19 protein-coding genes and 1 pseudogene are annotated in these 20,045 nt (G+C 33.7%); 13 read left to right on the top strand and 7 right to left on the bottom strand.

The window, feature by feature from the left end; genetic code table 11:
• Positions 1 to 1,985: pseudogene (locus RM542_RS14720) on the bottom strand (hypothetical protein); the annotation flags it as partial.
• A gap of 240 nt (positions 1,986 to 2,225) precedes the next feature.
• Here RM542_RS14720 and RM542_RS14715 point away from each other — a divergent pair.
• The 7 genes from RM542_RS14715 (at position 2,226) to RM542_RS14685 (ending at position 8,474) form a co-directional block, all read left to right on the top strand.
• Positions 2,226 to 2,969 carry a hypothetical protein gene (locus RM542_RS14715; RefSeq protein ID WP_311386512.1) on the top strand — a complete coding sequence of 248 codons (744 nt, stop codon included), beginning with the start codon at positions 2,226 to 2,228 and terminating at the stop codon, positions 2,967 to 2,969.
• Complete coding sequence (locus RM542_RS14710; protein WP_311386511.1) at positions 2,959 to 3,753, top strand: hypothetical protein; 795 nt, start codon at positions 2,959 to 2,961, stop codon at positions 3,751 to 3,753. The genes RM542_RS14715 and RM542_RS14710 overlap by 11 nt, the downstream gene beginning before the upstream one ends.
• 17 nt (positions 3,754 to 3,770) lie before the next feature.
• Positions 3,771 to 4,583: a carboxypeptidase-like regulatory domain-containing protein gene (locus RM542_RS14705; protein WP_311386510.1), complete on the top strand. Its 813-nt coding sequence runs from the start codon at positions 3,771 to 3,773 to the stop codon at positions 4,581 to 4,583.
• 77 nt (positions 4,584 to 4,660) lie between these two features.
• On the top strand, positions 4,661 to 5,164 hold the full coding sequence (locus RM542_RS14700; protein ID WP_311386509.1) for a DUF6702 family protein: 504 nt from the start codon (positions 4,661 to 4,663) through the stop codon (positions 5,162 to 5,164).
• Positions 5,165 to 5,225: 61 nt separating this feature from the next.
• Entirely contained in the window at positions 5,226 to 7,544 is a 2,319-nt protein-coding gene (locus RM542_RS14695; protein WP_311386508.1) for a M1 family metallopeptidase, read from the top strand.
• An 85-nt stretch (positions 7,545 to 7,629) separates the two neighbouring features.
• Positions 7,630 to 7,908 (top strand): twin-arginine translocase TatA/TatE family subunit, encoded by a 279-nt coding sequence (locus tag RM542_RS14690; protein ID WP_311386507.1) that lies wholly within the window; start codon positions 7,630 to 7,632, stop codon positions 7,906 to 7,908.
• 2 nt (positions 7,909 to 7,910) lie between these two features.
• Positions 7,911 to 8,474, top strand: a complete 564-nt coding sequence (locus RM542_RS14685) for a phosphatase PAP2 family protein (protein ID WP_311386506.1) — start codon at positions 7,911 to 7,913, stop codon at positions 8,472 to 8,474.
• Positions 8,475 to 8,503: 29 nt separating this feature from the next.
• Here the strand turns inward: RM542_RS14685 and RM542_RS14680 are convergent, their stop codons facing one another.
• Positions 8,504 to 9,145, bottom strand: coding sequence for an O-methyltransferase (locus tag RM542_RS14680; RefSeq protein ID WP_311386505.1), 642 nt, complete (start codon positions 9,143 to 9,145; stop codon positions 8,504 to 8,506).
• 46 nt (positions 9,146 to 9,191) lie between these two features.
• Between RM542_RS14680 and RM542_RS14675 the strand changes: the two genes are divergently transcribed.
• The 3 genes from RM542_RS14675 to RM542_RS14665 are packed head-to-tail and all read left to right on the top strand — an operon-like array spanning position 9,192 to position 12,136.
• Positions 9,192 to 9,650 carry a GNAT family N-acetyltransferase gene (locus RM542_RS14675; RefSeq protein WP_311386504.1) on the top strand — a complete coding sequence of 153 codons (459 nt, stop codon included), beginning with the start codon at positions 9,192 to 9,194 and terminating at the stop codon, positions 9,648 to 9,650.
• Between the two features lie 36 nt (positions 9,651 to 9,686).
• Positions 9,687 to 10,955 carry a kynureninase gene (kynU, locus tag RM542_RS14670; RefSeq protein WP_311386503.1) on the top strand — a complete coding sequence of 423 codons (1,269 nt, stop codon included), beginning with the start codon at positions 9,687 to 9,689 and terminating at the stop codon, positions 10,953 to 10,955.
• Positions 10,956 to 10,984: 29 nt separating this feature from the next.
• Positions 10,985 to 12,136 (top strand): MFS transporter, encoded by a 1,152-nt coding sequence (locus RM542_RS14665; protein WP_311386502.1) that lies wholly within the window; start codon positions 10,985 to 10,987, stop codon positions 12,134 to 12,136.
• On the opposite strand, the gene RM542_RS14660 is transcribed toward RM542_RS14665, so the two are convergent.
• Both RM542_RS14660 and RM542_RS14655 read right to left on the bottom strand, forming a co-directional pair.
• Entirely contained in the window at positions 12,129 to 13,298 is a 1,170-nt protein-coding gene (locus RM542_RS14660; RefSeq protein WP_311386501.1) for a hypothetical protein, read from the bottom strand. The two genes, RM542_RS14665 and RM542_RS14660, sit on opposite strands and share 8 nt — an antisense overlap.
• 2 nt (positions 13,299 to 13,300) lie before the next feature.
• Complete coding sequence (locus tag RM542_RS14655) at positions 13,301 to 13,984, bottom strand: hypothetical protein (protein WP_311386500.1); 684 nt, start codon at positions 13,982 to 13,984, stop codon at positions 13,301 to 13,303.
• A gap of 66 nt (positions 13,985 to 14,050) precedes the next feature.
• On the opposite strand from RM542_RS14655, the gene RM542_RS14650 reads away from it, so the two are divergent.
• The 3 genes from RM542_RS14650 to RM542_RS14640 are packed head-to-tail and all read left to right on the top strand — an operon-like array spanning position 14,051 to position 15,704.
• Positions 14,051 to 14,677 (top strand): RNA polymerase sigma factor, encoded by a 627-nt coding sequence (locus RM542_RS14650; RefSeq protein ID WP_311386499.1) that lies wholly within the window; start codon positions 14,051 to 14,053, stop codon positions 14,675 to 14,677.
• Positions 14,678 to 14,866, top strand: coding sequence for a hypothetical protein (locus tag RM542_RS14645; RefSeq protein ID WP_311386498.1), 189 nt, complete (start codon positions 14,678 to 14,680; stop codon positions 14,864 to 14,866).
• Positions 14,867 to 14,885: 19 nt separating this feature from the next.
• Entirely contained in the window at positions 14,886 to 15,704 is an 819-nt protein-coding gene (locus RM542_RS14640; RefSeq protein ID WP_311386497.1) for a mechanosensitive ion channel family protein, read from the top strand.
• A 40-nt stretch (positions 15,705 to 15,744) separates the two neighbouring features.
• On the opposite strand, the gene RM542_RS14635 is transcribed toward RM542_RS14640, so the two are convergent.
• The 3 genes from RM542_RS14635 to RM542_RS14625 all read right to left on the bottom strand — a co-directional run.
• Positions 15,745 to 17,718: an OmpA family protein gene (locus RM542_RS14635; protein ID WP_311386496.1), complete on the bottom strand. Its 1,974-nt coding sequence runs from the start codon at positions 17,716 to 17,718 to the stop codon at positions 15,745 to 15,747.
• A gap of 10 nt (positions 17,719 to 17,728) precedes the next feature.
• Positions 17,729 to 18,748 (bottom strand): type IX secretion system membrane protein PorP/SprF, encoded by a 1,020-nt coding sequence (locus RM542_RS14630; protein WP_311386495.1) that lies wholly within the window; start codon positions 18,746 to 18,748, stop codon positions 17,729 to 17,731.
• 105 nt (positions 18,749 to 18,853) lie between these two features.
• Positions 18,854 to 20,045: gliding motility-associated C-terminal domain-containing protein (locus RM542_RS14625; RefSeq protein WP_311386494.1), on the bottom strand; the 1,192-nt coding region annotated here is incomplete at its 5' end.

The raw sequence follows: 20,045 nt of genomic DNA, 5'->3' as shown, positions 1-20,045 counted from the left end.
AGTAATATGGCTGTTCCTAATTCAGCTTCAGTAACAAAAGTTGGATCTAAATCTATTTGATTACCAGGGGTTGCCGGTATAGTCAGGTTGATTACTGTTCCCGTTAATTGAATATCTTGTAATTCATTTGTTGGGTTTTCTCCACCGCCTGCAATAGTAGCTATATCCAATTCATCTTTTAACTGTTGAATTGCGAGTTGGGTAGAAGGCCCCAGCAATGTTACATAAGTCGTAAATGGTACTTCCCCTGCCGATTGATTATCTATGGTTGAAAGATCAACCGTATTTCCATTATCAATGCCAAGTACATCGCCCACGAGATTTAATTCTTGTTCGTCAGTATTTACACCTCCTAAAATCGGCGTTAAATCCACCCCAGTTCCATTGGTTATATTTAAAATATTTCCAGCTAAACTTAAATCTTGTTCGTCAGTATTTACACCTCCTAAAATCGGCGTTAAATCTACCCCAGTTCCGTCGGTAATATTTAAAATATTTCCAGCTAAACTTAAATCTTGTTCATCGGTATTAGCTCCTCCTAATATGGGTGTAAAATCAACACTACCATTAAAGCCTCCGTTGGCACCTGTAAAGTTTAAATTGTTCCCGGCTAAAGCCACATTAGAAATCACTCCATCAGAACCACCTGCAACTGTTAATTCGCCAATTCTTATGTCAATACCTTCTAAATGACCCTCTACGTGATTTGCTGTTTCATTATAGTTTGTAGGGCTTATAGTAACAAGTACTTCATCAGCGTCCTGAATTTCATTAAGTTGACTTGAATCACCATCCTCAACATTTAAAGTAATGGTATTACCATTATCGATTGTAATATTCCCTGGAGTGTTATTAGTCGATAAATTTTGATTATCTGTATTTCCGCCACCTGCATTGAGATTATCAATATCTGTTTGTAGCTCTTCTAAAGCCGATTGTACTTCATTACTAGTGATATTACCATTTGGAACCACCGAAATATTATCTGCTACTAAAATTGGAGCTAAATCAACCCCAATGCCATTTTCAATTTCAACTCTATTGCCATTCAACGAAAGATTTTGACTATCACTCCCCGTATTATTAAAAGAGGAAAGGTCAATTCTGGTTTCAAAACCGCTTTCTGTTAGAATAATTTCATTGCCCACAACCTCAGCATTTGTCAAACGTTCATTTTCATCACTTAAGTCATTGTCTGAGGCCAAATGATCCGTTAATCTTTGGTCGTTATTATCAATATCTGCTAACAATTGTGCATCATTATAAAAAGCACCATTACTATCAATAATAGCATTATTGGCATCTGGGCTAATTAACTGTGCCCCTGTAATAAAACCAGCATCATTTGTAAAATCATTTAAGGTTACTGCATCAGCTGAGAAAAAATCAATATCATCATCAGTAACGGCATTGTCTTGTAGTTCAGAAGTTCCAATAGAATTTGGAGCAATTTTATCTTGGGTAATTGATTCTGGAGCAAAATCTACACCTTGAATAGTGCTGTCAGCAATGTTTTCGCCTGTAATTTCACCAACTTCAAAATTAAAAGTATTACCAGTTTGGGTTATTACAATAGTTTCTCTAAAATTTACAATGGGTTCTGAAGTAAAACTTTGTTCACCAACTCCTTCAAGCGGAACAGCAACAGTATTGCCGTCACTATCAGTTAAAACCAATTCATCATCAACTAATTCAAAACTAACATTAGTGGTGTTTTGATCTGCACATAAATTTACCCACTGACTACCATCAAAATAAAAAATACATTGTTCATCTGTATTGTATACCACGGCACCACGCAATGGAGTAATAGCATTCATTTCATTTGTACCAATTCTTGTAATGACTAAAACATGTGAGGAGCTTTCTAATTCTAGAACAGACGATGGATTAATATTTTGGGGGTTATCACCAATTTTAACCTGTGACATAATTGGTGTCAGCGTCAATAGGCCAAAAGCTAAGAAACAGATTAGTGTTCTCATGATTAATAGTATTTAGGGTGAAATTTGCTCAACAAACAAAAATAATCTTCTCAGAAGATTAAACTAATTTTAAACGTCAAAATGCGCTGAGACTAGGTAAACGGATTATTAAAGTTGTAAAAATTAAAATCATTGAAATAATGAGCTCTTAATTGAATAATTAACAAAAGTTTAGACCCTCAATTTTTTTTATGACGATTTGTATAATTTTCTTTATAAAATTGAATGAAATATCATCATATGAAAAAGTCATTACTATTTGTTTTTCTTTTTAGTTTATTTAACATTCTGTCTGCTCAAGACGATGGTAGAGAATTATTAAGAGGGCAAGTTTTATATCGCGGGAGTAATGTAGCAAATGAAAACGTTATTAATTCTACCTCAGAAATGGCTACCATCACTAATGATAGCGGGCAGTTTATAATAAGAGTAAAAACTGGGGATCAATTGGTTTTTACAGCTGTTAATTACCAATTAGAGATTGTCACAATTACTGAAGAGATAATAGCAAATAAAAGACTAGTGGTTGAAGTAACCGAGAAGGTGACCGAATTAGATGAAGTAGTAGTAACCCCTGAAAATCAAAAAAAGTTTTTAGAATTAAAGAATGAACAGTTTAAAGAAGTTGAATATGAAATTGATCGCTCAACAGAGGTGAGAAACGTAGCACTTCTTTCTCAAAATGAACGACGTGAAGGCGATATAAATTTTGTAAATATTTTTAAAGCTATTTTTAAGTCAAGGGACAATGGTGATAAAGATCAAGTGCCTTTAAAGGTTAGCGAAGTTTTAAGACAAGTTTACGATGACGAGTTTTTTGTTGCTGACTTAAAACTACCGCAAGATAAAATTGATGCTTTTTTGCTGTATTGTGACGACAAGATGGAAACCCAATCAATACTTAAAAAAGAAAATGAATTTCAGCTCATTGACTTTTTGGTTACGCACAGTAAAACATATTTGGCTGAAATAAATGAAAAATAGTTACTTCATTTTATTTTTATTTCTAGGCAGCTTTTTACAAGCGCAAACCTTTAGCACGAAATCTGTTAAAGGAAGGGTCGTAGCTGAAGGCAAAGACGTAACAGGTGTAACTATTCAGAATATAAGTTCAAAAAGAGCTACCATAACAAACATTCAAGGCGACTTTTCGATTGCGGTTCGGTTGAACGACACTTTGGTTTTTTCTGCGGTGCAATTCAAAAGAAAGGTTTTACCTATAACTAAAGACGTTTTAGACGCTAACTTTATCACAGTGCCTTTAGAAGAATTTGTAAATGAACTAAGAGGCGTTGTTTTGAACCCCTATAACCTTTCTGGAAGTCTAGATTCCGATTTAGGTACCTTAACCTTGGCCAAAGATGTAAGTGCCGAAGCCCTAGGTTTGCCAAATGCTCATAGAAAAATACCAACACAAAGCGAACGTAAATTACAACAAGCCACTTTTGGTAAATTTAACATTGGAATGATATTGAGTCCACCACTTGATCCTATAATTAATGCTATTACCGGTAGGACTAAAAAGTTAAAAAATAGAGTTAAAATTGATGAAACCTATGCACGAACTCAACGGGTTCAAAATTTTTATGTTGATTCTATCTTTATGGTAGATTTAAAAATTCCGCAAAATAAAATTCCTGATTTTATGTATTTCTGTGAAGTTGATGAGGAATTTCAAACAACGGTTGATACTCATGATAAACTAAAGATTTGGGAGTTTTTAATTCAAAAAAGCAATGTTTATCGCGAGAATAATGGGTTGGAGTAAACAAATTTAATGTTCTCATGATTGTGAAAATTAACTCAAAAAAAGCACTAGTATACGTCATCTGTTTTTGTTGTTTTTCACACTTATTTTCACAAACTAAACTGTTAAGAGGTACCGTTGTTTCCATTAAGCAAGATGTAACGGGTATCACTATCCAAAATAGCACTTCGGGTGTAGCTAGTATCACCAATAGTCTTGGAAATTTTGCTATCAAAGTGGCCTTAAATGATACTCTGGTTTTCTCTGCGGTTCAATTTAAAAGAAAGGTTTTACCTATAAATAGCAGAGTTTTTAATTCAGCTTTTATTCGAGTAGATCTGAAAGAATTTGTCAATGAATTGAATGAGGTTGTGGTACAACCTTTTGATTTATCCGGTAATTTGGGTTCTGATTTGCTGGGTTTGACTTTAGAAAAAGATGTTAGTGCTGAAGCTTTAGGTTTGCCAAATGCTGATGTTAGAATTATTTCACAAAGCGAGAATAAATTAAATGACGCAGACCATGGAAAGTTTGCCTATTTCTATGTTATAGCTTTAACCATAAACTTGAATAAAATAATGAATCGTCTTAACGGAAAGACTAAAATGCTTAAAAAGCGAGTGGAACTGGATAAAGCCTATGCAAATGTTCAGGGAGTAGAAGAAAGGTTTATTGATTCTGTAATGATAAATCATTTAAAAATTCCAAAGAATGATTTCTATGATTTTATCTATTTCTGTGAGATGGATGATGAATTTAAAACAGCAATAGCAGCTAATGATGAACTAAAGTTGTGGCAATTTTTAATTGATAAGAGTACAGCATACCGAAAGAATAATGCTTTAGATTAATTTTTAGTAAGTGATTCTTTAATTGGTATGTATATTGGCATGAGGTTTGTTTAATTTTATAATAATTAATAACTAGAATGAAAAAGACTGTTTTAATTCTAATCTTGGTAATAATGCCATTACTAAGTTTTGCCCCTCATAAGTTTTATGTTAGTGTAACTAACATCAATTATTCGGAAAAGGATGATGCTCTGCAAATCACTACTAGAATTTTTATTGACGATTTTGAAGCAGTACTTTCAGAACGATATGGGGTTGATGGGGAATTGGCAACTTCTCAAGAAGCAAAAAATGCTGAACAATACATGATTAAGTATCTAAAAACCAAGTTCGTCATGTATTTGAATGGAGAACAAGCCCAATTTAATTATATCGGTAAAAAATATGATAATGATGTTGTTATATGTTATTTAGAGATTGCTAATATTGGTTTTGATGATTTGAAAACCATTGAAGTAGAAAACGAAGTTTTAACCGATATGTACGATGAGCAAAAGAATTTGGTGCATATTAAGTACCAAGGCAAAAAGAAGAGTTTTGTGCTCATTAAAGAGAATAATAAAGGAATGTTAAACTTGTGACGCTTCCTTAAGAATTAGTTAAAAAAGAACTATTTTCCCAAACTTAAAAAATCGACTAAAAATGAATAAAATCAAGTATTGTTTTGCTTCAGTTCTGTTTTTGTTTGCGGCTGTAACTTTTGCCCAAGAAACCGAAGAAGAAAAAGAACGTGAACCTGGTCATATGAATCAAAATAGATTCAAGCAGATGTATGAAGAGTTCGCAACACCAAACACCTATCGTTCAGCATCTGGTGCTCCAGGGCCTGATTATTATCAACAACAGGCTGACTACAAAATGGACATCACTTTAGATGATAAAAATGCCAAACTTTATGGTGAAGAAACGATAACATACACAAATAATTCACCAGATAATTTGGAATTTTTGTGGGTGCAATTAGATCAGAACGTTAGAGCTAAAGATTCTAAATCTCCATTGAGAAATGGCGGTGGAGTTAATTTTGCCTACAGAGCAAGTAGTTTTGTCCAAACATATGTCACGGAAGCTTTCGATGGAGGTTTCAATATTGATTGGATAAAAGATGCCGCAGGTAATAATTTATCTTTCACGGTTAACCAAACTATGATGAGAGTAAATATTCCTCAACCACTAAAAGCAGGTGAAAGCATGTCATTTTCAATAAAATGGTGGTATAATATTAATGATAGACCAAACGACGGTGGTCGCTCAGGTTATGAATACTATCCAGAAGATGGTAATAGAGATTATACCATAGCTCAATTCTTTCCAAGAATGGCTCATTATAGTGATAATGAAGGATGGCAAAACCACCAATTTTGGGGTAATGGAGAATTTGCTTTGCCTTTTGGTGATTATGAGGTAAACATTACGGTACCTGCAGATCATATTGTTGACGCTACTGGTGTACTTCAAAACAGAAAAGAGGTCTTTTCTAAAGATATGATTAAACGTTACGAACAGGCCAAAAAATCCTATGATAAGCCTGTAGTAATTGTGACGCAAGAAGAAGCAACTGCTAAAGAATCGTCTTTTTCAGAAAAGACAAAAACTTGGAGGTTCAAAACGGAGAGTCAAGCCCCTGTTCGTGATTTTGCTTTTGCATCTTCAAGAAAATATATCATGGATGCCCAAGCAGTAAAAATGGGTAATCGTGATGTAATGGCGGTTTCCTTATATCCTAAAGAAGGTAACCCATTATGGGAGGAATATTCTACCAAAGCAGTTGTTCAGACCTTACAGACATATTCCAAATTCACTTTTGATTACCCTTATAATAAGGCAATTTCAGTAAGTGCAAAAAGTATAGGGATGGAGTACCCAATGATTTGTTTCAATTTTGGACGCCCTAATCCTGATGGTACGGTTTCTGACCGCACTAAATTCGGGATGATTAGTGTAATTATTCACGAGGTTGGACACAATTATTTTCCAATGATTGTGAATTCAGACGAGCGCCAATGGGGTTGGATGGATGAAGGTCTTGATACTTTTATGCAATATCTAACAGAACAAGAATTTGGAGAAAACTTCCCTGCGGCCGTGGCTCCTAATGACCAGTACCCGTCCAGAAGAGGTGAACCTTCTAAAATTGTTCCTTATATGGCTGGCGAGCAAGATTTTATTTCTCCAATAATGTCGAACCCAGAAAATGTTTATCAATTGGGTAATAACGCTTACGGTAAACCTGCAACGGCTCTTAACATTCTAAGAGAAACAGTTATGGGGAGAGAATTGTTTGATCATGCTTTTAAGACTTATGCACAACGTTGGATGTTTAAACATCCATCACCAGAAGATTTCTTTAGAACCATGGAAGATGCTTCTGCAGTAGATTTAGATTGGTATTGGAGAGGTTGGTTCTACAGCACTGATTATGTTGATATTGGAGTAAAAGAAGTTAAAAAGTATTATGTAACGAGCAAAGTAACTCAGCAAATGCAAGAGTATATGGATGCACGTAATCTTACTGAAGCAGATTTACCACCTTTAGTTTATTTGGTTGATGAAAATAGCGAAGATTTTAATGAGGATTTAAAAGACAAAGCGCCTTCTGAAACATCACAAAACTTAAAAGAGTTTATGATGGATAATATGACGGCCGATGAAAGAGCTCAAGTAAAAGAACCAAAGTTCTTTTATGAGGTAACTTTTGATAAGCCAGGAGGTATTCCAATGCCATTAATTGTGGAATATTCTTATGCTGATGGCACTACTGAAAGCATTACTTACCCGGCTGAAATCTGGAGAAAAAATGACACTGAAGTTAAACGTGTGATTTCTTCAGAAAAAGAGTTGGTTGGTATTGTTGTTGATCCTAAGTTGGAAACTGCAGATATTGATACTACCAATAATTCATGGCCAATAAAAGATGAAAAGTCTGATTTTGACCAAATGAAAGAAAAGGTAAAAGGATAGTATTTTAAAATACATTTATTTAGAAGCCTTGTGATTTCGCAAGGCTTTTTTTATTTTAGAAATAAGTTCTAGTTATATTTGTTCTATGCATTTTTTATTTATTAGCGGAGGCGAAATATTCTTTATCATGTTCATTGTTGTCATGGTTTTTGGTGCGGATAAAATTCCAGGCATTGCTAAAGGTCTTGGCAAGGGTATGAGACAGCTTAGAGATGCCACCGATGATATTAAACGCGAAATTCAAAAGAGTGCTGATAAGCAAGGTATTGATACTGATTTCACTAAGGATATCAAAAAGAGTATTGATGACGTCAAAAAAAATGTAGATGATGTCACGGGCGCTATCAAACGCAGCACTAAATAAAAATGTTACAAAAAATCCTTGATTGGGACCGAGATACTTTTGTTTACTTAAATAGTTTAGGTATTGAAAAATATGACGGTTTTTGGAGTGCTGTTACTAACATGGCCACTTGGGTTCCACTTATTCTACTTTTTATTCTACTATTTGCATTGAAATTTCCAAAACAAGTGGCTTTTAAAAAGGTAATGACTGTTTTTGCTTTAGCCTTGTTTATTACGGTGATTACCTACCTTACTAAAATAGGAGTTGCAAGACTTCGACCTAACAATGACTTAGAAATAAATACGTTAATTCGAATTTTAAAGACCCCAACCGACTACAGTTTTTTTTCTGGACATGCTTCTAGTTCTTTTTCAATAACAGTCTTGGTTTATTTATTGCTTAGAAAAAGAATTAAATGGGCAATACTCTTCTTCATATGGCCCATTTTATTTAGCATGAGTCGAATTTATGTTGGAGTGCATTTTCCGTTGGATATATTGGTGGGTACTTTCGTAGGTGTCGTCTCAGCTTTATTGTTTTATAAAATATACCAGCGCTATATTGAAAAGCATACTTTGATTTAACGCAGGTAATCTCAGTAATTGAAGCATATCTAAAGTACTCTACTCAGAGTGAGCCCGTCTCTGACAGGCAAAATAACCGTTTCAACTCTAGGATCATCTTTTAATTTTTGATTATACTTCAATAAAGCTTCAGTTGCTTTGTCAGATCTTTTTAAGGGTTCTACAACCTTACCCGACCATAATACATTGTCAGATAAAATAATACTCCCAGGTTTTACCTTAGTCATTACTACTTCAAAATATGCATCATAACTCTTTTTTTCAGCATCTATAAAAACAAGATCAAAAACTTCACTGATTTTTGGTATAATTTCTATGGCATTACCAGTATGTTGAATGATACTATCTCCATAACTACTTCTGTCGAAATATTGACGTTGTATGTCATGTAGTTCTTCATTTACATCAATAGTATGTAAACAACCATTTGGACCTAACCCTTCTGCTAAACAAAGTGCAGAATATCCAGTATAAGTGCCAATTTCAAGAATAGTTAATGGGGATATTATTTTTGATAATAAACTCAATACACGACCTTGATAATGACCAGTGATCATTCTTGGTTGAATTACTTTTAAGTGAGTTTCCCTTGTTAATTCTTGCAATAATTCAGGTTCTAATTCTGAATTATTATCAATATATTTTTCAAGGTCTTCTGAAAGAAAATGCATACTTTAATTTTGATAAAAATAGCTAAATAAGGTTTATTTTAGAGGGATGGAAAAGGTAATAATACGCGAAGCTGTTGTTCAAGATTTACCTGTGCTTCTGCACTTTGAACAAGAACTCATTAAAGCCGAACGTCCTTTTGATCCTACTATTGCTCACGACCCAGTGAGCTATTATGATATCGAGGCTTATATAGAAGATGATACGATTAAAGTAATGATAGCTGAGGTTGATGGTGTTGTTGTTAGTTCTGGTTATGCCTTAAAAAAGGAAGCTAGGTCTTATTTGGATCATCAATTTTATGGTTATTTAGGTTTTATGTATACTGAAACTTCTTATAGAGGAAAAGGGATTAATAAAATGATTATTGATTATTTAGTAGACTGGTGTCGTAGCAAAGGATTGAATGAAATACGATTAACGGTGTATGATGAAAATGACCCAGCCTTAAATGCTTATAAAAAAGCAGGTTTTAAGAAACACTTATGTGAAATGAGAATAGTCTAATTTCATAACTGTATTTTTAAGAAAAAAAAATGATTTATGGAGTTTCAAAATACATTGAGTTACGCTCAAAATCTAGATAATAAAGACCCTTTACATAAATATAGAGACCAGTTTTACTATCCAAAGGTAAATGGTAAAGAGGTTATTTATTTTACAGGAAACTCATTAGGATTACAGCCCAAAAATTCAAAAGAATATGTTGATGAGGTTATGAGAGATTGGGCCGAGCTTGCCGTAGAAGGTCATTTTTATGCAGACAAGCCTTGGTGGGACTATCATGAGCGGTTAGTTGAGCCATTAGCCAAAATTGTTGGTGCAAAAACTGAGGAAGTATCAGTAATGAATACGCTAACAGTCAATTTACACTTATTGATGGTTTCTTTTTATCGCCCAACTCATAAACGATTCAAAATTCTTTGTGAAGAAAAAGCATTTCCTTCAGACCAATATATGCTTCAAAGTCAAGTTCGGTTTCATGGTTTGAACCCTCAAGATACTATTGTTGAGGTCAAAAAAAGAGATGGAGAACATTCTTGGAGAACAGAAGATATTGTAGCTAAGATTGAAGAAATAGGAGATGAGTTAGCCCTAGTCTTAATAGGTGGTGTGAATTATTATAACGGACAGGTTTTTGATATGAAAGCTATTACCGCAGCTGGGAAAGCCAATGGTGCATTTGTTGGATGGGATTTAGCACATGCCGCAGGAAATATCGAATTAAAACTACATGATTGGGAAGTTGATTTTGCCGCATGGTGCAGTTATAAGTATATGAATAGTGGCCCTGGTAATGCAAGTGGAATTTTTGTTCATCAACGTTATTTGGATAGAAAAGATATCCCTCGTTTTGAAGGTTGGTGGGGAACTAAAAAGGAAACTCGATTTTTAATGAAGCCCGAGTTTGACCCAATGGCAAATGCCGATGCTTGGCAGTTAAGTAATGCTCCAATATTATCGGTAGCGCCCTATTTAGCTTCTCTACAATTATTTGAAGAGGTTGGTATGAAGGCTTTATTAGAAAAGCAAAAATTGATTACGGCGTATTTAGAATTTATTCTTAAAAAAGTAGATGATCAAGTAGCTAGTACTTTTGAAATTATTACGCCAAAAGAACGCGGCTGCCAATTATCTGTTTTTTTGCACGGTGAGGGTAAATCATTATTTGATTATTTAATGAAAAATGGAGTGATAACAGATTGGCGTGAACCCAATGTCATAAGATTAGCGCCTGCTCCATTTTATTGTTCTTTTGAAGATATGTTTCGATTTGGTGAAATATTAAAAGCTGGGATTTTATCAAAATAAGCTAGCTTTACAGACCTTTTAGCCAAATAATGAAGTCACTTCAATTAATACTTTCAAATCCGAGATATTTTGCTCCTGCTTTTGTATTTACAAGCCTTAACATTTGGTTTGGTACATGGGCTATTTATATTCCGTCTGTAAAAGAAAAATTACAAATTGATAAAGCTGATTTAGGTATTGCAATTTTCTTTTTGTCCTTAGGTGTTTTTACTGTTTTTCCAATAGCTTCAAAAATTATTAATAAGATAGGCGTGGGCCGAGCTACGTGGTTTGGAGTCGTATTTAATAGCGCGTTAGCTCTTTTTCCTTTAATAGCTCCTAATTATTATTCTCTTTGTATTGCTTTATTTTTATTTGGTGCCTGTAATGGATTAACGGATATCGCTATGAATACTTTGGTGACCGAAATTGAAAAAGAAGATAAACAAAACTTTATGTCAGCTGCACATGGTTTTTTTAGTCTTGGTGGTGTAATTGTTGGTTTAGGTAGTTTTCTGATTCCTCTTATCGGAAGTCCATTTTTACATATGTTAATAACCGTGATATTGGTTTTAATAATAAATGTATTCCTAAAAAAAAGATATTACCATATTACAGCTGCACCGGTTGAAAAAGAGCCTTTCAGCCTAAAATTATTTAAACCTTTATTAGTATTGGGTATTATAGGTTTTGTTAGTATGGGTAGTGAAGGCGGTATTATTGATTGGAGCGCATTGTATTTGAAAGAAGTTGTTTTGGCTCCTGAAGCATTAATTGGTTCTGGTTTTCTAGCCTTTTCTGCAATGATGACATTTGGTCGTTTTTTAGGCGATGGAATAAGCCAACGGATAGGTTCAATAAAATTAGTAGCTCTTGGAGCATTCATTGCAATTATTGGGTATGTGTTGGTATTATCTGAAAATTCAATTTTAGCTATAGTTGGTTTTGCACTGAATGGACTTGGTTTTTCAGTAATGGTGCCAGAATTATTTAGAATAGGGGGTAATGTTAAAGGGGTAGAATCATCCCAAGGCGTGGCATTTATAGCAGGTACGGGCTATTCAGGATTTTTATTAGGTCCTGTAATTCTTGGCTTTTTAGCTGAAGGTTTTACTTTAAAAACAAGTTTTTGGGCCTTATTAGGTTGTGCTGCTTTGGTTTTATTTTTAACAATAGTACTTAATACTAAGAAAACTACTTAAAGTTTGAATTAATATCAAATTCTTCATTCATTTTACCAACAGTTTCAATAAATTCTAACATTTCATCAGTAAGTAATAGTTGGTTTTGAGCGTGCCAAAAATCTTTGTTATATGGAAAATCGAGTTTAAAAACATCTTTATTTTCATTCACATTTTTCTTAATCTTCATATCAAGAAAGTGTCCGTAAGACTTTAAAATATCCTCAGAATCGAAAAAGGTCTGAAACGTTTCTTCATTATTCTTTACTTCAACTATGGATCTAATTTTTCCGTTTTTAATTACATATTTACCTGACTTAGTATCTTTTTTAAATATGACATTTTTTTCATAAAAGTTTAATTTGTACTTGATATCTTTCTTTTGAATAAAATCGGAATTCGGCTCTATTTTTAGGTAAAATTCTAAAATAGCTTTGTCTTCGAGATTAATTATATAATACCCCTGATTATTTATTTTTTGGTTTTCACCATTATACTTGAATTCTAAACGTACTTTACTTTGATTGTCGAAATATTTTTCTTCTATTTCAAAGTTTTTGCTATTAATACCGATTTGTACGGTTTCCGTTAAAATTGCTCTTAGCGATCTAAATTTAAAATAGATATCTGTTTCATTTTCTGTTATTTCTTCTAAGCCTATTTTTCGCATATTTTGAACCTGAAAAATAAAATCTTTCTTTTTCAGTTCCATGTCTTTACCATACAATAATGTTCTTCTATTTAGCTTACCTTGAATATCCTGAATTCGCGTAATATCACCATCATAACGAAGTAAAGACCTTATAAAAAACTTTTCATTAAAGTTGGTATTTGGATAATTTTCAGAAAATGCTTTTTTAATCAGGTTTAATAAAGAATCTTCATTTGATAATACCACTTCAGCAAGCTCAAAAGGTTTTGAAAACAACAGAAGAGTATCCGGAAGTTGATTGAAAGTAGTTTTGATTTCTTCGTATCCTAATTTGTAAAAAGATATGGAGTCATTATTACTTAGCAGAAAATACTTACCATTTTCGTTGGTGACTGTATTATCATTGGTGTTATAAACATCAACAAATTCAATCGGCTTTTTGCTTTCACCATCTAAAACAACTCCTAGTTTTTGATTTTGCGCGTTAATTAGTGTAAACGGAAGTAGGAGTAAAAAAAGTATTTTTTTCAAAATTATTGGTCTAATTGGATTATGATATCATCAAAAAAGAGATTAAAAACTTCTTTCTCCTTTTTATGATCTAATGCAATTATGATGCCATTATAATCTTTATAGTTTTCCCATGTGGTTGTCATTGACGCTTCAGGTTGATTAGATTTTCTAAACACCCATTCTTGAATTCTGTAGTCATTGTCAAAATAAAAATCATATGCATCACCAGGAGTATAGCCCCCTTGTTTACCATAAACTATGGTTAATTTCTGTAACGATTTTTTACTTATTGGTGCGGTATCATTTTCAACCTGTTGGTATTCAAAATTATTAGAATCCCAGATAAGATTAAATGGTGCTAAAAGCCAAAAACGATCATTGATAAAGCCTCCATTAGTTTTTATAGCAATACTATCCATATTTTTTCTGTTATAATTTAAGGTGTCAACACCAGAAATTCTTGTTACATCATTGGATTTTGGTTGCCAAATCCATGAACGTTCAAAATGAGTTGAATCGCGATCTACATTAAAGGTGAATTGTATTTTATTGACATCTTTCCAATTTTCAAAACCGTGAGCATCAGCTATTTTTTCTAGAATACTTTGCTCTTTTTCGATTGGTTTAGGTGTCTCTTTGTTTTCTGTTTTACAACTAAAATTAAAAGCAATAAACAATACAATAATGGCTTTGAAAAATTTCATCTTGTGGTTTTGTTCAAATATACCTCGTTTTGAAGTATCTTGTTTTCCATTTCTAAAATGAACTAGGTGACTTTTTTAAAGCGTTTGTTTCTAATTCTTATAAATCAAGATAAGAAGTCATTGGGGGCAGACAATCCTTATAGCAAATTAACCGACGAAGAACTGGTAAGTAGAATTGTCGCGAAAAATGATACCATGTTATTTGGTGTTCTTTATGATCGCTACTCTAGAATGGTCTATAATAAATGCTACGGATTTTCTAGGTCTCAAGATGAAGCCGAGGATTTAGCTCAGGATGTTTTTTTAATGTTGTTTATAAAGTTGGCCTCATTTAAAGGAAAATCAAAATTTTCGACCTGGCTCTATTCTTTTACTTATAATTTCTGTGTGAATTATGTTAATAGAAATAAGCAACGAAAAATGAGTGATAAATCAGTACCAATGGAAACTACAGAATATAAGTTGACCGAAGAGGTGCCTGATGAAAGTATTTATGAGATGAAGGCTAGTAAACTGGCCAAAGCTCTTGAAATGATAAGTGCGGAAGATAAATCTATTTTGCTTTTAAAATATCAAGATGGAGCGTCTATAAAAGAATTAAGTGATTTGTTCGAAATAGGGGAGAGCGCAGTTAAAATGCGTTTAAAAAGAGCAAAAGCGAAACTATTGGAAATCTATAATACCTTAGGATAGATGGGAAACGAATTTGATAATCCGTTCAAACAATTGAACAGGAATTTAAGGGAAGTACCTCCAGAAATGAGGCAAAAAGTAATGAATGATATCGCTATTGCTAAGCTTATTTTAGATATGGCCGTATTGGTGACCTCTAATTACTCCTCTATATTTGCAGGAATGTTTAGAACCAATAAGCGACAATAACCAAGAAAATAATATAAAAATGGAAAAATATAAACAAGTACTATCAGATAGTTTGGGCGATATGCTTTCAAATGTAGTGCAGCTTTTACCTCAATTAATTATTGGGGTATTGGGTTTAATAGTAGCATGGTTACTATTGAAAATAATTTTGTTTGTTTTGAAGCGTGTGCTAAAAGCTGCTAAAATAGATGCACTTTCTACAAAAGTGACCGATGCTAAATTATTTGGAGAGAAAGAGGTCAAAATCGACTTACTCAAAATAGCATTGACAACTGTCAAAATATTATTGATACTTTTCTTTACAATTGTCATTGCTGAGGTTATCGGACTTACCGCTATTTCAGAAGGTATCATATCAATTTTAGCTTATTTGCCAACCTTACTTAGTGCTTTATTAATTTTTGCGGGTGGTTTTTACCTTGCCACAATTGTTAAAAAAGCAGTTTTGGCTCTATTTGATTCCATGGGGGTCAGTGGTTCAAAAATTATTAGTGGGGTATTATTTTATATGATTACCTTTTTTGTGTCAATTACAGCACTTAATCAAGCAGGTATTGATACTGAAATTATCACTAGTAATTTCACGATGATACTAGGGGCATTTTTATTTGCAATTGCTCTAGGATTCGGTTTAGGATCAAGGGAGGTTTTTTCCGATGTTTTAAAAATGTTTTACACTCGTAAAAACTATATGGTAGGCGATAGTATTAGCATAGGTGATTTAAAAGGTACAATTGAAGCAATTGATAATATTACTATGACATTAAAGACAAAAGATGGAAAAGTGATAATCCCTATAAATGAAGTAGTCTCCAGCCGGGTGCACATTAAGTCATAAAAAAAAGCGCCTTTAAGGCGCTTTTTTATTGTTAATCTTGTTATTTACTTTGAGTAACCGTTCGTGATTTTATTTGTACGACTGGGAATTCTGTTCGTCTATTTAACTCTAATTCTTCTGGAGTACAGTCTTGTTTGCTAGTACATTCATTAATTGGTACTCTTTTTCCGAATCCTTTATATGAAAGTATGTGGTTTCTAGGCACACCATTTGCTAGTAAATATTCGTAAGCTGATTTTGCTCTACGTTCTGATAATTGATCGTTATAAGCATGACTTCCCACTGGATCAGTATGCGCCTCTAATTTGATTATCATCTCAGGGTATGTTTCGGTCATTAACTTCACAACTTTGTCTAATTCTATAGCAGCGTCAGGTCGAATATCTGCCTTGTTGAAATCATAGTAGATTTTCTTTAAACCAGCTAATACCTTTACATCTAAAATTGGTTCTAATTCAATATCTTGTCTTACTAGTCTTGCAGCGCGGCCCGTAGTTCTTGTATTAAAATAGACACTTTTATGTGGGTGCGTTTTTCTAACAGCCTCAATCCGGTAATTAACATTTCTGCTAATTAACATTTGATATTTCCCATTAGCATCCGTCATGGTTTTAGACATTAACTCACCTGTTGCTTGGTTGAATAAAGATATTTGTACACTATCTAAAGTCTTTAAGTTAATAGCATCGGTTACTACACCCTGAACGCTCAAAGATGGTACGAATCTAAATTTATAAATGTCATCGCCACCTTTTCCACCTTTACGGTTAGAGCTTACGTAGCCATCTATACCATTTTCTAAGGCATAATATCCAAAATCATCTTTATCACTATTTAATGGTTTTCCGAGGTTGATAACATCTTTAATTTGTCCTGTTGAATCCGCTACAGTTCCAAAAACATCTAATTGTCCAAAACCTAAGTGACCATCTGAAGAGAAGAAAAGTTGCCCTTCATTATTTACATAAGGGAACATTTCGTTTCCAGCAGTGTTAACTATAGGTCCAGCATTTATTGGCTGCCCTATACCACCTCTAGGGTGAATCTTAGCATAATAGATATCGGTACCTCCATATCCACCAGGACGGTCCGAAGAAAAATATAATAATGTTCTTTCTGTATTTACTGATGGATGACCAGTTGAGTAATGATCAGCATTTGTTTTTAAGTTACGCGTAACTTTCCACTCTCCATCGATCTTTTCACCTTTATAGATTTTAAGATTATTCTGGTTTTCAATTAATTTATCTTCTTTTTGAGTAGTATGAAAACCCTCTTTCTTTTGAAAATAATTATTTCGCGTAAAATAAACTATTGTGTCATTCTTATAATCTGTAGAAAAAACTAACGAACTCTCATGGAATTTTGAATTTATCTCGCCGCCAAATCGCTTAGGACTCGCCATGGTATTCCCTTCAGGAACGTAAAAGATATCCAACCAAGGTTCATTATTCCAACCATATAATTCATCATTTTTCTGACTTTTACGACTGGCACTAAAATATAAGTTTCCTTCATGAACAAATGAACCAAATTCACTGTATTCTGTGTTAAAAGGAACTGGTTCTAAATCGTAACGTTCTCTACTATTAAAGACAACAGAAGCCAAGTTGCCATCTTTTAAAAAGGCCTTAACTCGCTTATCATTCTTATTGAATTTCTTATATTTTTTTAACCATTTTAAAGCTGAATCTTCATCACCAGAACTTTTAAGAGCCATGGCGTATTTAAAATAGTAATTCGTTGGAGTATCCGCTTCTTCAATAAATCTTTTGAAATACGGAATAGATTTTTCAAAATCACGCATTAAAAGATAACACTCAGCTAGTCTTTGATAAGCATGGTTTTCGTTATAACTATTTACAACCATTTGCTCGTACTGAGGTATAGCCTTAGCATAAGCAAACTTGTTAAATAGTCTATCAGCTTCTTTTTGCACGCTAGATTGAGCATTTAAGCTCGCGCACAACAGTATTGAAGCAAAAAATGATATGATGATTTTTTTTGTTGTCATGGTGCTTTAATTAGAAATATCTAGGTGATTTGTATAAGTCGGTTTTCTTGGTAAGTCTAGGTTCAAAAATTAAAATGATTTCATGAGTACCTCCAGTATATGGTCTAAAGTCTCCTGTTGGAAGGTCATAGGCATATCCTATTCTGATGTCTTTAGATACTTGGTAATCCATATAGGCACCAAAGTTTGAAGCATCATTAAATCGATACGAGGCCCCAGCCCAAAACTTTTCATAAAATAAGAACCCTGCGGTTGCATCATAAGTTGCAGGGGCTCCATTTGTGAATTTTGTGATTACTGAAGGTCTGAATTTTATATCCAATGATAAGTCTAGAACTAAACCTCCAATAGCATAATAACTAGTTCTTTCTAGAGCCACAAATTCTCCTTCGTTTAAGTCAGTATTTAAAATTCGCGGTGAAGAAATACCCGCGTACCATCTATTAGTACTTAAATAAACTCCAGCACCAAAATTCGGTTTCCAACTGTTGAAGTTTGAATTAAAGAAAGGGTCGTTAACGTCTGGGTTTTCCAAACTATAATTAGTAAAACCGGCTTTTAATCCAAAAGAAAGCTTAGCTTCAAAGGAAACAGGAATGGTGTATGAAAAATCACCATATACATAATTAGTACTTTCAAAACCTAATTGATCAGTAATGTAAGATAGACCTAAACCAACTCTTTCATTATTCAAGGGTGTATGAAAAGAGAAAGTACTGGTTACAGGATTCCCATCTATACCAGCCCATTGGTTTCTGTGTAAGGCAGTAAGGTTCATAGCTTCTCTACTCCCAGCGTATGCAGGATTAACAGAAATTGTATTGAACATATATTGGGTGAATTGCGGTAATTGTTGTGCCCCAACTATTGAGGTAAACATTATCGTAATTAGCACTACAGAAGTTTGTAAAGCTTTCATAACTGTATAGGTTAAGGTTCTTTTTCCAAATTGAACTGATGCTTGGGGTATCAATTCTTTGTCAAAGAAAGGAATACTTTTTAATTGCCAGTAATTTAGACGTTTAACCACTTTTTTATTCGTTCTAATAGTTTCTATTCGTTAAAGTGTTTTTGTTTAAGGACGAATGAATTATCCTACAAAGAATTTTCTCTATAGGATAATTTGAGTTTAATCTTATTCCGTGCCTATATAGATATATCCATTAATAGGTTCAAGGGGTTGTTCAGATCCATTTATCGTTAAAATATAGTAGTAGGTTCCAGAGGGTACAAGTCCAGAGCTTCCAAATGAATTATTCGGTGCATAACCACCCCAATCATTCTTGTAATCTTTACCCTCATAAACTTTATCACCCCATCGGTTAAAAATCATAACGTCAAAAGTAAACTCACAGTATTCAACACCTTTGATTTCAAAGTAATCATTGATGCCATCACCATTAACAGTAACTGCTTCGGAGACTGTTATTTCATCACGGTTACATGGAACACAATCCGAATTGGTTGTGATATAGAAATCAACATAATACTTACAAGTTCCGCCGACTGAAGAGTACATGACTTTGTATTCTCCAATTTCTAAACCGTTAGGTACAAAAGTGGTGTTATTAAGGTAGGTACCTTCTCTTTCAACTTCGAAAATGCCATTGATATCAAAGCCTGTTGGTAAATAGTCAACAAGGTTAATTGGGTCATCTTCCACACAAATGTCAATGAAAACCTCTTCTAATTGTGGTTGCATGACAAAAACTATTTGTTGGAAAGTTTCCATGTTACCACAAGCATCAGTTACGTTCCAGGTACGTATAACCATATAATCATCGGTATCATCAGAGAACTCTGTTTCTTCGGTGAATACTACATCGTAGTCACCACATCCACCCATAAAAGTAAGTTCAGGAACTTCAGGAAGTTCATCACCGCAAATAATCGTTACTTCTTCTTCATAACCACTAGAGCTGATATCGTTGTCTAATATGGTACCTATACCTTCACCATCCAACATGTTAATGCCAGAAGGAGGAGGAACATCAAAAGAAAGAGTGATATCCAAGGTTTCAGCCATCTCACTCAACTCATCGTCAATAATGCTTACAGTAATCGTTTGTGAATCACCATTTACTGTTCCACCTGGGAAGAATAAAACTCCAGTTGTAGAAACTACGGTATAATCATCAGGATTAATAGCTGAGTTATCGGTTACATTAAAGTTTACATTAAAGGCATCCTGAACAGTATTCCCTGTATAGGAAATTACAAATTCAGCAGTACCAGCATCTTCGTTGACAGTAAAGTCGCTAACAGCAACCCCTTCTGTTGGGTCGTTGGCATCATTATCAGTAATGGTACCTACGGCAGTATCATCT

Source organism: Croceitalea sp. P059 (genome assembly GCF_031846365.1).
Lineage (GTDB): Bacteria > Bacteroidota > Bacteroidia > Flavobacteriales > Flavobacteriaceae > Croceitalea > Croceitalea vernalis.
Note: the sequence above shows the minus strand (reverse complement) of the source record. Positions and strands in the feature narration are given on the sequence as shown.